The sequence below is a fragment of the uncultured Flavobacterium sp. genome (assembly GCF_963975515.1).
GTDB lineage: Bacteria > Bacteroidota > Bacteroidia > Flavobacteriales > Flavobacteriaceae > Flavobacterium.
Genome location: NZ_CAXBGY010000001.1, coordinates 250,482 through 265,962 on the forward strand (window position 1 = coordinate 250,482; position 15,481 = coordinate 265,962).

The 15,481-nt window shown below is 29.4% G+C and carries 14 protein-coding genes; 3 read left to right on the forward strand and 11 right to left on the reverse strand.

Annotated features, from left to right (window positions below; all coding sequences use genetic code 11):
* Positions 1-191 precede the first annotated feature (191 nt).
* Positions 192-899 (forward strand): hypothetical protein, encoded by a 708-nt coding sequence (locus tag AAC008_RS01175; RefSeq protein ID WP_339886912.1) that lies wholly within the window; start codon positions 192-194, stop codon positions 897-899.
* Positions 900-916: 17 nt separating this feature from the next.
* Here the strand turns inward: AAC008_RS01175 and cmk are convergent, their stop codons facing one another.
* Together cmk and porQ are read right to left on the reverse strand one after the other, a co-directional pair.
* Positions 917-1,600, reverse strand: a complete 684-nt coding sequence (cmk, locus tag AAC008_RS01180) for a (d)CMP kinase (protein WP_339886913.1) — start codon at positions 1,598-1,600, stop codon at positions 917-919.
* Positions 1,601-1,615: 15 nt separating this feature from the next.
* The gene (porQ, locus tag AAC008_RS01185) at positions 1,616-2,635 is read right to left on the reverse strand and encodes a type IX secretion system protein PorQ (protein ID WP_339886914.1); all 1,020 of its coding nucleotides are present in this window, start codon (positions 2,633-2,635) and stop codon (positions 1,616-1,618) included.
* 309 nt (positions 2,636-2,944) lie between these two features.
* Here porQ and AAC008_RS01190 point away from each other — a divergent pair, with 309 nt between their 5' ends.
* Complete coding sequence (locus tag AAC008_RS01190; RefSeq protein WP_339886916.1) at positions 2,945-4,150, forward strand: hypothetical protein; 1,206 nt, start codon at positions 2,945-2,947, stop codon at positions 4,148-4,150.
* A 71-nt stretch (positions 4,151-4,221) separates the two neighbouring features.
* On the opposite strand, the gene sucC is transcribed toward AAC008_RS01190, so the two are convergent.
* A complete protein-coding gene (sucC, locus tag AAC008_RS01195) occupies positions 4,222-5,415 on the reverse strand; it encodes an ADP-forming succinate--CoA ligase subunit beta (protein WP_339886917.1) in 1,194 nt (397 codons plus the stop codon).
* Positions 5,416-5,637: 222 nt separating this feature from the next.
* On the opposite strand from sucC, the gene lysA reads away from it, so the two are divergent.
* Entirely contained in the window at positions 5,638-6,843 is a 1,206-nt protein-coding gene (gene lysA, locus AAC008_RS01200; protein WP_339886918.1) for a diaminopimelate decarboxylase, read from the forward strand.
* 163 nt (positions 6,844-7,006) lie between these two features.
* Here lysA and pafA read toward each other — a convergent pair whose 3' ends face one another.
* The 8 genes from pafA to AAC008_RS01240 form a co-directional block, all read right to left on the reverse strand.
* Positions 7,007-8,617, reverse strand: coding sequence for an alkaline phosphatase PafA (pafA, locus tag AAC008_RS01205; protein ID WP_339886919.1), 1,611 nt, complete (start codon positions 8,615-8,617; stop codon positions 7,007-7,009).
* A gap of 144 nt (positions 8,618-8,761) precedes the next feature.
* Positions 8,762-9,211 carry a metalloregulator ArsR/SmtB family transcription factor gene (locus tag AAC008_RS01210; RefSeq protein WP_339886920.1) on the reverse strand — a complete coding sequence of 150 codons (450 nt, stop codon included), beginning with the start codon at positions 9,209-9,211 and terminating at the stop codon, positions 8,762-8,764.
* Between the two features lie 172 nt (positions 9,212-9,383).
* Positions 9,384-9,791: a hypothetical protein gene (locus AAC008_RS01215; protein WP_339886921.1), complete on the reverse strand. Its 408-nt coding sequence runs from the start codon at positions 9,789-9,791 to the stop codon at positions 9,384-9,386.
* Between the two features lie 5 nt (positions 9,792-9,796).
* The gene (locus tag AAC008_RS01220) at positions 9,797-10,741 is read right to left on the reverse strand and encodes a nitronate monooxygenase (RefSeq protein ID WP_339886922.1); all 945 of its coding nucleotides are present in this window, start codon (positions 10,739-10,741) and stop codon (positions 9,797-9,799) included.
* Between the two features lie 29 nt (positions 10,742-10,770).
* Positions 10,771-12,381 (reverse strand): S8 family serine peptidase, encoded by a 1,611-nt coding sequence (locus AAC008_RS01225; RefSeq protein ID WP_339886924.1) that lies wholly within the window; start codon positions 12,379-12,381, stop codon positions 10,771-10,773.
* A gap of 43 nt (positions 12,382-12,424) precedes the next feature.
* Positions 12,425-13,360, reverse strand: coding sequence for a calcium/sodium antiporter (locus AAC008_RS01230; protein WP_339886925.1), 936 nt, complete (start codon positions 13,358-13,360; stop codon positions 12,425-12,427).
* 9 nt (positions 13,361-13,369) lie between these two features.
* On the reverse strand, positions 13,370-14,557 hold the full coding sequence (gene mnmA / locus AAC008_RS01235) for a tRNA 2-thiouridine(34) synthase MnmA (protein WP_339886926.1): 1,188 nt from the start codon (positions 14,555-14,557) through the stop codon (positions 13,370-13,372).
* A gap of 110 nt (positions 14,558-14,667) precedes the next feature.
* The gene (locus tag AAC008_RS01240) at positions 14,668-15,462 is read right to left on the reverse strand and encodes a hypothetical protein (RefSeq protein WP_339886927.1); all 795 of its coding nucleotides are present in this window, start codon (positions 15,460-15,462) and stop codon (positions 14,668-14,670) included.
* Positions 15,463-15,481 lie beyond the last annotated feature (19 nt).

A 15,481-nucleotide genomic window follows, 5' to 3' on the forward strand; every position in this document is an offset into this window, starting at 1 on the left:
ACAATGGGTTTGTTGAGAAAATTAATGGGTGGAATTTTGAGAAATGTTTTATATTTACAGTTACTTATTCAAAATAATTTTAGTTAAACAAAAAACCCTTTAAATAAGACATAATTAAATTGATGAAACATATAAAAAGAAAATTTCTCTTTCATGAATATTTGAAAAATCATGAAACCCTACAAAATAATATGAATTTCGTCACAAAAGAAGGTTTAGACGAGGGTTTTCTAAAAAGTAAAGCAAAAAACAATTTCACAATAATTGAAACAGATTTGAATGAAAAATTTTTTAGCTTCATCTATAATAACAATGGCAAACATACTATTATACCTGTTCCTGATTTTGCATTAGTGAATTTTGATTTTGCCTATAAATTAAATTTAGACAGGATAAAATTAAAGAATGAACTACTAGAGCTTCTTTCAAATTTAAATCAACAAAATGAAGTTAGTAGTACTTCTGCTTATGATTTTTATGGTGCAGCTACTACATGTTTAATATGTTTATTCACTTCGATAGAGTGCTTTATAAATGACATAATACCAGAAAACTATGAATACAAAATAGTTAATGATAGAAAAACTGAAATTTATAATAAATCACAAATTCAATATTCAATTTCATTTAATGATAAAATAACTAAAGTATTACCAAATGCATTAAATAAAAATTTCTTTTCAAAACCTACACCATCAAATATACATATTCATAATCTTAGAAGTATAAGAAATGAAATAATTCATACTAAATCAGATAAAACAGGAAAGTTACAAGTTGAAATATTAAAAAAATTATTAAAATTCAAATATGAAGAGACATTTAAAGCTGTCTTTGATTTTTTTAATTTTTACAAGACATTATATATAGAAGAATGTCCTTGTGAAAATAATTGGTAAAATTTCATAATAAATTATCAAACCCTCTCTTCCACCATTTTCAAAACCAAATCAAATTGTTCTTCTTTGTTTAAAGTAGAGTTATTGATTTCAATGGCATCATCTGCTTTTACTAAAGGAGAATCTTCTCTATGTGTATCAATATAATCGCGTTCTTGTACGTTTTCTAAAACTTCTTCGTAAGTAACGTGTTGTCCTTTTTCGATTAATTCATTATAACGTCTTTCGGCACGCGTTTGTGAACTTGAATTCATAAAAACTTTCAATTCAGCATCCGGAAAAACTACGGTTCCAATATCTCTTCCATCCATTACAATGGCTTTGTTTTTTCCCATTTCTTGTTGAGAAGCCACTAATTTTGTTCTGACTTCTGAAACTTCCGCGACTTGACTCACACAACGTGAAACATCAAGTGTTCTGATTTCATTTTCAACATTTGTTCCGTTGACATACATTTCAGCAAAACCTAAAGCTTCATTGAAATGAAATTGTAAATTTATATTCGGCAAATCCTTAACAAGTGCTTCTTTATTTAAATGATCTTCTGAAACATAATCCTTTTGCATTGCATAAAAAGTCACGGCACGATACATAGCACCAGTGTCTACATATACATAACCTAAATGTTTAGCTAATTGTTTAGCCAAAGTACTTTTTCCGGTTGACGAAAATCCGTCTATTGCAATTGTAATTTTTTTCAAACTCTTAAATATATTTTATTGTAAATTAATCATCATTCCAAATAAGCTCGTATTTGCAGCTACAGTATATCTTGAATAAGAATAATCAAATCTAACTTTTCCAAATCGAATTCCAAAACCAGCTGAAATTCCAGAAAAATTTCGTTGGTCTACTATTCGTAATTCTTCGGCTCTTCTAAAATTATATCCCAAACGAATACTGAATCCTTTATCTGGAAACAACTCAGCTCCCATTATCATATGACGCATTGCATTATTTAAAAACGAAACTTTCTCCTCTTGCACAGAACCGTCAAGCGAACCTTCTGCTCTATTTGGATTTGAAAATGCAATTTGCCATTGTTGTAAATTTTCCATTGTAAAATGCCAACGAATAGGTACATTTTCCATTAATTGTGAAACTCCAAAATCTATGGCTAAAGGTAATTTTTCGTTTGTATCTGCAAAAGGTTTGATTTGATAACCAACGTTGCGAATCGCTAAACCATAATTTATATCATTAGGTTCATCTATATATAAAACTCCAAAATCTGCAGCAACACCAAACGAACTATATGTTTCTAAACTTGAAGAAATCAACTTTGCATTAGCTCCAACATAAAAATCAGTCCAAGGAATATTTTGAGCATAACCAAAAGACAACGCAATTTCGCTTCCAGTAAACTGACCAGTGATATTTCCTAATTCATCTCTACCTTCAAAGTTTCCGTAATTGATGTAATTTACACCAGCATGAAAGGTTTGAACACGTCTGTCATATGTATAAGCGTATGCAGCTGTTCCATAAGTAACTTCTCCAAAATAATTTCCGTAATTGGCTGACAAACGATTGTCCATTTCAGGATTGATAGTTGCAGGGTTATAAAAGGCTTGATTAACATCATAATCAACCACAGTAACCGTTTTTCCACCTAAAGCAGCTTGTCTTGGAGATTGTGCTAGATTTAAAAATTGATACACATATTTACCACCTATTTGACCAAATGAAACGGTCGAAAGGAAAATGAAACATATAATAAGGCAATTCTTTAACATAGCAAATGTTGTGTCAACGTTTATAACGCGGATGCGAAGATAAAATTATATAATTCAATATACAAAATTGTTTTATGCTTGAATGCAGTTTGAAATTTTATATATTTACTTTATAAATCAAACTAAATGTTTATAAAATTTTTTGATATACTCTTTGGTAAAAGGAATCAAGAACTAATTAGTGAATTAGAAAATGAAAAAGCAATAATGGAACTAGAAAGTTATGTGTCCTGAAAAGTTGTTTTTACACATGCATTAAATCAAAAAATTAAACCAAATACTGAAATATGTATTATTTAAGGCATATAAATGAAAAACATCTCGTATTTATTACTCTTTTTTATAACCCTGAATATACATTCTCAAATTAATGAATCATGGAATTTAAACATTGATTCTTATACACATAATACAACAAACTATTCAACTTTAAACCCTCCTATTGAAATTGCTGAATTTTCAAATAATGACAGAGCAATACTTACACAGAATGGAACATTTTTAAAAATTAATAAAAATGTATTAATAGAATGGCAAAAAAAGTTAGCAACTTGCTCAAGACAAAGGATAATTATAGATAGTAATGATAATATTATATTGAGTTGTAAAAACAAAATAAGTTGTTTTGATTCTTTTGGAGTTTTAAAATGGGAAAAAGATTTTAAATCTATTTTTAATAAGGAATATCAAACTATTGATGCTTTAGTTTCTGATTCAAGTAACACTATATATTTAGTTGGACACTTTTTTCATTCAAAACAAATTTTCCAATTAGCCATTAATGAAAAAGGGATAGTTTTATGGAAAAATAAATTCAATCAAAATGTTAAAGACAAAAACTCCTTTATTTCACCAAAAGAAATAATACTTTTTGATGATAAAATCTATATTTTAGCTTTTGATTATTCAAAATCAAATACTTTTATTTACAGTTCAAAATTGAACGGAAAAAAAAGTAAAGAAATTCAAATATCCTATAAAATCAAGAAAATAAAATCTGATAATGAATACTTAATTACAATTGGACACTTTAATAATTTAAAAGATAAATTAATATATACAAAATTTGATAAAGAATTAAATGTTATTACTAAAACTGAATATAATTTGCCAAGAAATCTTGATTATGAAAAGTCTATCAGAACAACTTCATCAGCAATTCCAACTACAAAAGAAGATTTTGAAAAAGATTACATTACAAGTTATGAAATAAATGATTTTATAATATTAGACTCAAACAACCTTTTATTAGTAGGTAATTCATCCGAAAAACAATGGATTGCAAATCTAAATTTAAACTCAGGTTTAACCTTAAATTGGCATAAAAATGATGATCGATATTTTAATTTTAAAAACAAAAGTTCTTTTCATAACTATTCTATCTATTCTATCTATTCTATAAGTAAAAATGGAAACAACTATTTAATTAGTGGAATTAGTACCGAAGAAGATTACCAAGAAATTAAATTTATAAAATATATAAATCTTTTTACTAGAGAAATATCAATTGATTAAGTGCAAATTCTTCAAAAAAAAATCCCAAGCCTAAACTTGGGATTTCATATAAATAAAACTTTTATTTCTAATTAAGAAAGCGCTGCTTTAACTTGGTCAGCTGCTTCTTGGAATTGTACAGCAGATAAAATTGGCATTCCAGAATTATCGATTAATTCTTTAGCAATTTCTGCATTTGTACCTTGTAATCTTACAATGATTGGCACTTTAATAGCGTCACCCATGTTTTTGTAAGCATCAACAACTCCTTGTGCAACTCTATCACAACGAACAATTCCACCAAAAATATTGATTAAAATTGCTTTTACGTTTGGATCTTTTAAGATGATTCTAAAAGCTGTTTCAACTCTTTTTGCATCAGCTGTTCCACCAACATCTAAGAAGTTAGCTGGTTCGAAACCTGCATATTTAATTAAATCCATAGTAGCCATTGCTAATCCAGCACCGTTTACCATACATCCAACTGTTCCGTCAAGATCAACATAGTTTAATCCAACTTCTTTTGCTTCAACTTCAATAGGATTTTCTTCTCTAATGTCACGCATTTCAGCAATAGCTGTTTGTCTGTACAAAGCGTTATCATCAATATTTACTTTAGCATCAACTGCCATAATTTTATTGTCTGAAGTTTTCAATACTGGATTGATTTCAAACATTGAAGCATCAGATGCTATGTAAGCGTTATATAACGAAACAACAAATTTTGTCATTTCTTTGAATGCATTTCCACTTAACCCTAAGTTAAAAGCAATTCTTCTTGCTTGAAAACCTTGTAGTCCAACAGCAGGATCAATTTCTTCTGTAAAGATTAAATGTGGTGTGTGTTCTGCAACTTCTTCAATATCCATTCCACCTTCAGTAGAATACATAATCATATTTCTTGCAGTTCCTCTGTTTAAAAGGACTGACATGTAAAATTCAGAAGTTTCAGTTTCACCAGGATAATATACATCTTCAGCTACTAAAATTTTGTGTACTCTCTTTCCTTGTGGTGGTGTTTGTGGTGTAATTAAATCCATACCAATAATTTGACCTGCAATTTCTGCAACTTGATCTAAATTCTTAGCCAATTTAACTCCTCCACCTTTTCCTCTACCTCCAGCATGGATTTGAGCCTTTATAACGTGCCATCCTGTTCCAGTTTCAGCGGTTAACTGTTTAGCTTTAGCAACAGCCTCTTCAGGATTGTTAGCTATATAACCTCTTTGGATGCGAACACCGTGACTCGCTAATATTTCTTTACCTTGATATTCGTGTAAATTCATAATTGTGATGCGTTTATCTTGTTTTAAAAGTGCCACAAAAATAACAAACTATTCTGTAACTCACTAACTATTTTATTTTTTATTTTAACTAAAGTGATGTTCATTTTTCACAACAACACCTAATTGTTATATATTTAACAATTTGTTGTATTATGTTATATTTTGTTTAATTATTAAAAATACAAGTAATTAATAATAAATTTGCACCTTTAAATAGAAAAAATGAAAACACAAGATTTAGTTCAGTTGGCCAAAGAATTTGATAGTCCTTTATATGTTTATGATGCGGAAAAGATTGAAGCTCAATATAAACGCTTAACAAAGGCTTTCAACAAAGTAGAGCGTTTTAGAGTGCATTATGCTGTAAAAGCTTTGTCTAATGTGTCTATTTTACGTTATTTAAAAAGTTTAGGTTCTTGTTTAGATACGGTTTCTATTCAAGAAGTTAAACTAGGACTTCATGCTGGTTTTGATCCATCAGATATTATTTATACACCAAATGGAGTTTCTATGGAAGAAATTGAAAAAGTTGCTTTATTAGGGGTTCAAATTAATATTGATAACCTTTCTATTTTAGAACAGTTTGGTACAAAACACCCTAAAACTCCAGTTTGCATTCGTATAAATCCACATGTTATGGCTGGTGGAAATGCAAATATTTCTGTAGGTCATATTGATAGTAAATTCGGAATATCGATTCATCAGTTGCCTCATTTGTTGCGAATTGTTGAAAACACGAAAATGCATATTAACGGAATTCACATGCATACGGGTTCTGATATTTTGGATGTTGGTGTGTTTTTGTATGCTGCTGAAATTTTATTTGACACTGCAAAACATTTCAAAGAATTAGATTTTATTGATTTTGGAAGTGGTTTTAAGGTACCATACAAAAAAGATGATATTGAAACTGATGTAGAAGAATTCGGAAAAAAATTAACAAAAAGATTTTTAGCTTTCGAAAAAGAATATGGTCGTGAATTGACATTAGCCTTCGAACCAGGAAAATTTTTAGTGAGTGAAGCTGGTTTCTTTTTAGCGAAAGTGAATGTTGTAAAACAAACAACTTCGACTGTTTTTGCTGGAATTGATTCTGGTTTTAATCATTTAATTCGTCCTATGTTATATGGTTCGCAACATCATATTGAAAATATTACTAATCCAAAAGGAAAAGAACGCTTCTACTCTATTGTTGGTTATATTTGTGAAACAGATACGTTTGCCAATAACAGAAGAATTGCCGAAATAACTGAAGGTGATATTTTGTGCTTTAGAAATGCTGGTGCTTATTGTTTTTCAATGGCTTCTAACTATAATTCTAGAGTAAAACCTGCTGAAGTTTTATGGTTGAATGGAAAAGGACATTTAATTAGACAAAGAGAAACGTTTGAAGATATTTTGAGAAATCAGGTTGAGATTAGTTTTTAAATTAGTTGCACTGAGTTTTTCATAGAGGAACTCAAAGTCAATTATTTAATATTTTACACAAATTTCACAAATTAGCACAGATTTATTAGTGCTAATTTGTGATTATTTAGAAGCTTAATCAAGTTCAGCTTGACAAAAGTGAACGTTTAATTTATTTAACTAATTACTTATTCAAAATCTCTTGTAACAACTCAGCTTCAGTTCCGTTTGGATAAGTTATTTTTAACAATTGAGACAATGTTGGAGCAATTTGTGTGATTTCTTTTCTATCAAATGATTCTCCTTTTTTGATATGCCAACCGTAAAACAATAAAGGAACATGTGTGTCATAAGTATAAGGACTTCCATGTGTTGTTCCTGTTGAAGAATATTCTAAATATCCTGGTTTTTCAAGGATTACAAGTTCTCCATTTTGAACTGGATCAAATCCATTTGCAATTAACTTTAAGTAATAATCACTTCCAGATGAAGCCAAGATTTCATCTTCTGTATAAACTCTTTTTACAAATTTTTGAGTCTGAAGATAATCTTTGAAAGTTTGTTTTACTTCATTTAAATTCAATCCTTTAGATTTAATGATATCTTTCTTAAAAAACACATTAGAATTTGAATAATCTAAAATTAAATCATCACCATAAGTTGTTTTAGAAAAAGCTTCTAAATCGTTTCGTAATGTTTTTGAATTTGTATTTGTAACGTCATATTTATTGTCTTTTAAATAGGTAACATTTTCTGCACCAGCGTGATCTGCAGTTAAGAATACCAAGTAATTACCTTTTCCAACGGTTTTGTCTAAATAGTTTAAGAAGTCAGCTATAGTTTCATCTAAACGCAAATATGTGTCTTGTAATTCTATAGAACGTGGTCCCAGAATGTGTCCAATATAATCTGTTGAAGAAAAACTAACCGTTAAAAAGTCCGTAATTTCATCTTTACCTAAAACTTCTTTTTCAATGGCTTTTTTAGCAAAATCAGCCAATAAATTATTACCAAAAGGTGTTGCTCTTAAAACACCTGCATCATTATTTTCATACATATCCTTTAAATTGTATGGAAAAAACGGTGTTTTCTTATATAATTTTCCTTCATAAGGATTATTATCTGTAAGACTTTCGTTGTAAGTTTCTTTTGGTTTTAATAATTCCCAACCTTTTTGAACATAAGTTTCATAATGTTTTTCATTATTAAAATCTGTTACCCAATTTGGTAAATTTTCACCATAAAAAGTACTTGAAATAAAAGAACCCGTTTTGCTGTACCAAAAAGCCCAATCAGCAAAATGTCCAGCTGGTAGAATTGCTCCTCTATCTTTTAAACTCATTCCAATAACTTTTCCTTTGAAATTGGTTGCTAACTTTAATTCATCCGTAATTGTAGTGCTTTGTAGGTTTTTTGGAGACATTTTTCCTTCGCTTTCTACTCCATTACCAATAGTTGAAACAGAATTATCGTCTGTACAATACATTTCTTTTCCGGTAGCTTTATTGAACCAATCGTTACCCACAATTCCGTTTACTGAAGGAGTTGTTCCTGTGTAAATTGCTGCATGCCCTGGAGCTGTATAGGTTGGCATATAATTATAATGAGTATTTTGAAATGAATATCCATTATTACTTAATCTTTTAAAACCATTTTCAGAAAAATCACTTGAAAAACGATTTAAATATTCATGTTTCATTTGATCTACAACGATTCCAACTACTAATTTAGGTTTGTCTTGAGCACTTGCAAGTATTGAAGTTAAAAGTGTAATTGCAATTATTAATTTTTTCATCTTTATTTTTATTGAATCACAAAAATAAGGAATAGATATGATTTGAATGTGATGAAATTCTTAAAATTACGTATTACTGTTTTATATATTTCAAAAAAAAATCCTATTCAAAAAATAGGATTAATGTTTAGATGTTGCAGTCTATTATTTCTTATGTGGAAACGTATAATTAAATTGTTTTAAATTAGAAGTTAATTTTTTCTTCGTAGTTAGGGAAATTATTTCTTCCACATTTTCAGAAATAGGAATTGTTTTATGTGTAGATTTCTTTTTAAAGGTATCTGACCCAAGATTATCAATATAATTACTTATAAACTGATTTAAAACGTTGAGTTTATCTTTTTCCACCGAATAAATAGAACTTTTACCTGAAAAAGTAATATTAATTAGGTTTGCTTTTTTAAGTTCAAGCAAATGATTTGAAACTGTGGATTGAGCCAATGGTAAAATTTCAACAATATTTCCACAAGAGCAAGATTTCTTACTCAATAGTATATTCATAATTTGAATTCTTGCAGGATGACCTAATGCTTTAAATACTTCTGCAATATTATTTATATCTTCCTTAAAACCAACACGTTTAGTTAATCCCATATTGCTTGTTTTTAATATGTACATCGCAATATAGCGATATAAAATAAAAACAAATATAAGTTATTGACAAATCTGACTAAGTGTTAATAAAATTCGACAAAAGACGCTAAACAGCTAATAAATAGTGAATTAATCGCAATAAATAGATACTAAATAATTCTTACGCAAACTATTACTTTTCAATTTCAATATTGTATTCAATTATCATATCGTCGTAAGTAATGTAAAGTTGTTTTCTGTTATTTTGGTTTAGCCTAGTATAAACTGAAACAACACATTCTATTCCGTTATTATCAACACAATTATAAGAAGATAAAATGTCGGTTTCTGTTTTCTTTACTTCATTGTATTTGACTATATTGAACAGTTGAATTTCTTCAGAATACACCACTACTCTATGACTTACTCCATCAATTTTAATAATCATTTCAGACTTTACTGGTTTTGTCCAATCTGTCCATTTTCCCTTACTATTCATTTCAGTAACTGAAAGGCTTGTTGTTTTAAATAAAAATTGTTGGCTATAAGATGATAAACCAATAAATAAAACGAATACTACTATTTTAAGCTTTTTGCTCATTTTTATTAAAATTGAAATTGTTGTGTTTCTTTTTGGGCTTGATTAAATTCCTTAATCACATTATCTATAATTGTTTGAACGGGTAAAATATCATGAATTAAACCTGAAATTTGTCCAATTTCTAATTCACCTTCAATTAAATCTCCTTCAAACATACCTCTTTTTGCTCTACGTTTACCTAATAAGGCTTCTAAATCTTCTTTTGAAGGGCATTTTGTATATAATTCTTGTACATCATTATAAAATTTATTCTTAACTAATCTAACTGGTGCTAATTCTTTTAAAGTCAATTGTGTATCACCCTCATTTGCATTAACAACTGTAGTTTTAAAATCTGCATGAGCACTTGATTCAGTTGATGCAACAAATCGTGTTCCCATTTGAACTCCATCTGCTCCTAAAATCATTGCAGCCATCATTCCTCTACCAGTGGCAATTCCACCAGCAGCAATTAACGGAATATTAATATTTTCTCTTACTATTGGAATTAAAGTCAACGTTGTTGTTTCATCTCTACCATTGTGTCCACCAGCTTCAAAACCTTCTGCTACAACAGCATCAACTCCAGCATCTTGTGCTTTCATGGCAAATTTAGCACTACTAACAACATGAACAACTTTTATGCCATTATCTTTTAAATGTTTTGTCCATGTTTTTGGGTTTCCGGCAGAAGTAAAAACAATTTTCACACCTTCTTCAATAATGATTTGTATTATTTCTTCAATATTTGGGTAAAGCATTGGAACATTTACACCAAAAGGTTTGTCTGTTGCTTTTTTACATTTTTGAATGTGCTCTCTTAAAACGTCTGGATACATAGAACCTGCTCCAATTAGTCCTAAACCACCAGCATTACTGACAGCACTTGCTAATTTGTAACCGCTATTCCAAATCATTCCACCTTGAATTATTGGATATTTTATTTCAAAAAGGCTTGTAATTTTATTCATTAAATCGTTGAGTTTATTCTATTGGTAAATTATTGTTTTATAATTTTACCTTTTAAATTAATATTTGGTGAAGTTATTTGGTAATAATATATTCCTGAATTTAAGTTCTCCACATCAAAATTCTGTATTTTTTGCGTAATACTTTCTTCTTTTACTAATTGACCTAAACTATTAAATAACAATAGGTTACCGTTTTTAATTTCACTCGCTAAAGTAATCTGATTTACTGCAGGATTTGGATACAAAACAGGATTTTCAATCGTAAAGTTCATTGAATTTAAAGCATTTGTTAAGGCTAATTGAAAATCAGGAACTCCATATCCTTTATAAATCGTTGGGTTTGCATATAAATCCGCAGATTCTTTAATAAATTGTCTTACTTGAATGTTTGTTAAACTTGGAACTGCAGACCAAAAAGTCGCTACCATTCCGGCCATAACTGGACTTGAAAATGAGGTTCCGTTTGAAACAACTATATTTCCTGAAGTATTACTTACTGTTGTTCCTAATCCTTTGGCACAAACATCTGGTTTTACTCTGTTGTCAAAAGAAGGACCAATTGAACTAAATGAAGCAATTACTTCATTACTATCAACAGCTCCAATTGCGAAGGCATCTATAGCTTCTGCTGGCACACCAACATGTGGTTCTGAACTGTTTCCTGAATTTCCTGCACTTATAACAACCATCATTCCTTTAGCAAAAGCGATATTTGCTCCTCTTGATGCAAAAGCAGTTGTTCCATTCATATCATTATAGGTATAACTATAGGCTGGATTATCATATCCAAAATAACCTAACGAACTATTGATAACATCCACACCATAATAATCTGCCAATTCAGCTGCCTCAACCCAATAAGATTCTTCAACTGGGTTTTCGGAATTTATATCTTCTGTAATGAATAAATAATATTGTGAATTTGGAGCAGTTCCTACTAATTGTCCATCAACAAATCCTCCTATGCAAGATAAAACAGATGTTCCATGATTGTGACGAGAAAAATAATTGGTATTTCTATCAGGAAAATTATAACCTCCCAAAATTTGATTGTTTGTCATTAAATTTTGAAAAGGTGCCGCTGAATTAACTCCAATAAAACCAGAATCTAAAACTGCTATAATTTTTCCTTGACCTGTATAATCTTGTTGGTGCAATAAATGGCCGTTTAGCATTTGAATTTGATTAGTAGAATTTCCGTAACTGTAAGTTATTAATTCTTCTAATTGCTTATTAACTTTACCATATAATTGGTCTTTGGGCTGAATTTGTCTAGTATTTAAAGCACTATTTGCAAAGTCAATTGAATTTACGAAAGTTAAATTTGATAAAGTTTGAATATCTGATTGAGTTCCTCTAACGTGAATTGAATTCAGCCATTTTGATTTTGCCATCACTGTTATTCCAGTAATAGCTTCAATTTGGTCAATATAAGGTTGATGAACAGGAACATCTGTTACGTCTAATGCAATGTTTTGAGCTGTTCTTCTATCCAATGATCTTTGCGTAAGCATTGTTAAAGGATTTGCTAAATAGGTTGAAGCATTAGGCTTATTGGTAAAGTAAACCCAAGCATCTTGTTCTTGTGCAAAAGAATTATATGAAATAAATAAAACAATAAGAAGTAGTAACTTTTTCATTTTTCTATTTTACTTCAAATATATAAAATTCTTAATGAAGCTTTTACTTAATTGTAAAATAAATAAAAACAGAATAACTTACCAATAAAAGAATTCCTTCTTTAAAACTTAAACTTCCTCTTTTTGGTAATAAAACTAAAGGTAATAACAACAAACCAAAACCAAGCATCCAATAAATATCTTGGCTTAAAATTCTGGGATCAATGTTTTCAATTGGTTTTATTATGGCAGTAATTCCTAAAACACTTAAAATATTAAATATGTTAGAACCTATAATATTTCCTATTGAAATATCATTTTCTTTTTTAATACTTGCGATAACTGAAGAAGCTAATTCAGGAATACTTGTCCCAATTGAAACAACTGTAACTGCTATAACTCGTTCACTTACACCTATAGTTTTTGCCAGATTTACAGCTCCTTCTACTAATAATTCTGATCCTGCCCAAAGTGCAAAACCTCCTATTGCTAGAAATCCGAAAATTTTCATGTAAGGCATTACATCTTCTTTGATTTCAGAAATATCAGCAATTACTTTTTTGTTTTGCTTGACTAAATAAAGTAGAAATAGAATCAATAACGCAATAAATATGAAACCTTCTGCTCTACTTAATTTTCCGTCCATAAGTAAGAAAACGAATAACAAAGTTGAAGCAATCATTTTTGTTGGCCAATCTGTTGCAAAAAAACTTTTATCTATTTGAATGGCATTAATTAAAAGTACAACTCCAAGAACTAAACCTATGTTTCCAATATTAGAGCCTAAAACATTTCCAACCGCAATATCTGGATGACCATTTAAAGCGGCTTGAACACTTACAATAAGTTCTGGTAAAGAAGTTGCAAAGGAAACTACAGTTAAACCAACAATAATTTTTGAAATATTTAGTCTGAATGATAATCCAACTGCGGATTTTAATAACCAATTTCCACCAACAACCAATAAAACTAAACCTGCAATTATGTAAAGAAAATTCATTAACTAATTTTAAGAAATTACACCACTACCTAATAATTCTTCACCATCATACCAAGCAGCAAATTGTCCTTCTGTAATAGCCGATTGCGGATTTTCAAACACAACATACATTCCAGATTCAAATTGATATAACGTTGCTTTTTCTAAAGGTTGACGATAACGAATTCTTGCCATTACCTGTCTTTCTTCGTTTGGTTTTAAACGTAAATCTTCTCTAATCCAATGAACTTCATCTGACTTAATAAATAAAGCGTTTTTGTATAATCCTGGATGATTTGTTCCTTGACCTGTATAAATTATATTTTTTTCAACATCTGTTTGAATGATGAATAAAGGTTCTTTTGTTCCACCAACATTCAACCCTTTTCGTTGACCATTTGTAAAATAATGTGCTCCTTGATGATTTCCAACAACCTTTAAATTTGCTTTAGAAAAATCTAATTTTCTTGCTTGATAAGCAAAAGCGTCTTCAATATTTACAAATTCAGAAGTTGAAGATTCAAAAACTTCATCATTTGCATCAACTTCTACAATTATTCCTTCTTTTGGTTGTAATTTTTGTTGTAAAAAATCGGGCAAACGAACTTTTCCGATAAAGCAAAGACCTTGTGAGTCTTTTTTATCAGCTGTAATTAACTCCATTTGTGTAGCGATTTCACGTACTTCAGGTTTAGTTAATTCACCAATTGGAAATAATGCTTTTGATAATTGTTCTTGCGATAATTGACATAGAAAATAAGATTGATCTTTGTTATCATCTTTTCCTGCTAACAATTGAAAAACTTCTTTTCCGTCATTTTCAACACTACCTTTTCTGCAATAATGACCTGTTGCCACATAATCTGCACCAAGTGACAAGGCAATTTTCATAAATACATCAAACTTAATTTCTCTGTTACAAAGAACATCTGGATTTGGAGTTCGACCTTGTTCATATTCATTGAACATATAATCGACAATCTTTTCTTTATATTCTTCTGATAAATCTACTGTTTGAAAAGGGATTCCTAATTTTTCGGCCACTAAAAGTGCATCATTACTATCTTCTAACCAAGGACATTCATTTGATATTGTAACTGTGTCATCATGCCAGTTCTTCATAAAAAGACCAATTACTTCATAACCTTGCTTTTGCAATAAATAAGCTGCAACACTAGAATCCACACCACCTGAAAGTCCTACTACGACTCTTTTCATTTTATTTTATTTTTTTGCCCTTAAGGCACAAATATTTATTTCTTAATCATCCGTTGGCTAAATCTGAACGACAATGATTATTCTGAAATCTTCAAACTGCCAACTAAACACTACTTTTTATTTCCTTTTTTAACTACTTTTTTTTCTTTAATCTCTCTATCTTTCATTTCTCCAGGAATTTTTTCTCCTTTTGGATTGATAGTGTATTCGAAATTTTTAGAAGTATATTTTCTTGCAGTTTCTTCTTTCACAACTTTACCTTTTTCGTAGGTTTTCCAAACTCCTGACTTTAAACCTTCGTTGTATTGACCTTGAATTGAAATGTTTCCTAAACCATCATAATAAGTTGCAACACCATGAAGTTCGTCATTTTTATAATTTAAATCTTCAAGAATTTTCTCGTTTACTCCGAATTTCTTGTAATTTCCATTTCTTTTTCCTTCGCTAAAATTTAAAATTTCTGCCACTGAACCATCATCATAGAAAGTTTTTTTAACTCCACTAAGTATTCCTTTTTTGTAATTTTCAGAAGACATTACAACTTTTGACTCTTTATGATAATACTTCCATTCTCCTTCATATTCTTTATTAATCAGAAGACCTTCACTAACAATGTTATTTTTTCTATCAAACATTGTAACGTAACAGGTTTCATTTCCTTTGGTAAAATCTCTTGTTGCTATTACCTTACCCGCTTTTGTATCATCAAAAAATTTAAAAATTCCCGTTTCTTTACCATGTTCAAAAACACCTTCATATTTAGGTCTTTTTGATTCTTCATAAGTGCCTTTCCATAAACCGTGACGTTCTCCTTTAGTATCTAATTGATTAATACTTTCTTGTGAAAATGACAATCCTGAAATTAATAATATAAATACAGTAACAATTTTTCTTGATTTTAACATCTGTTTTAAATATGTTTTA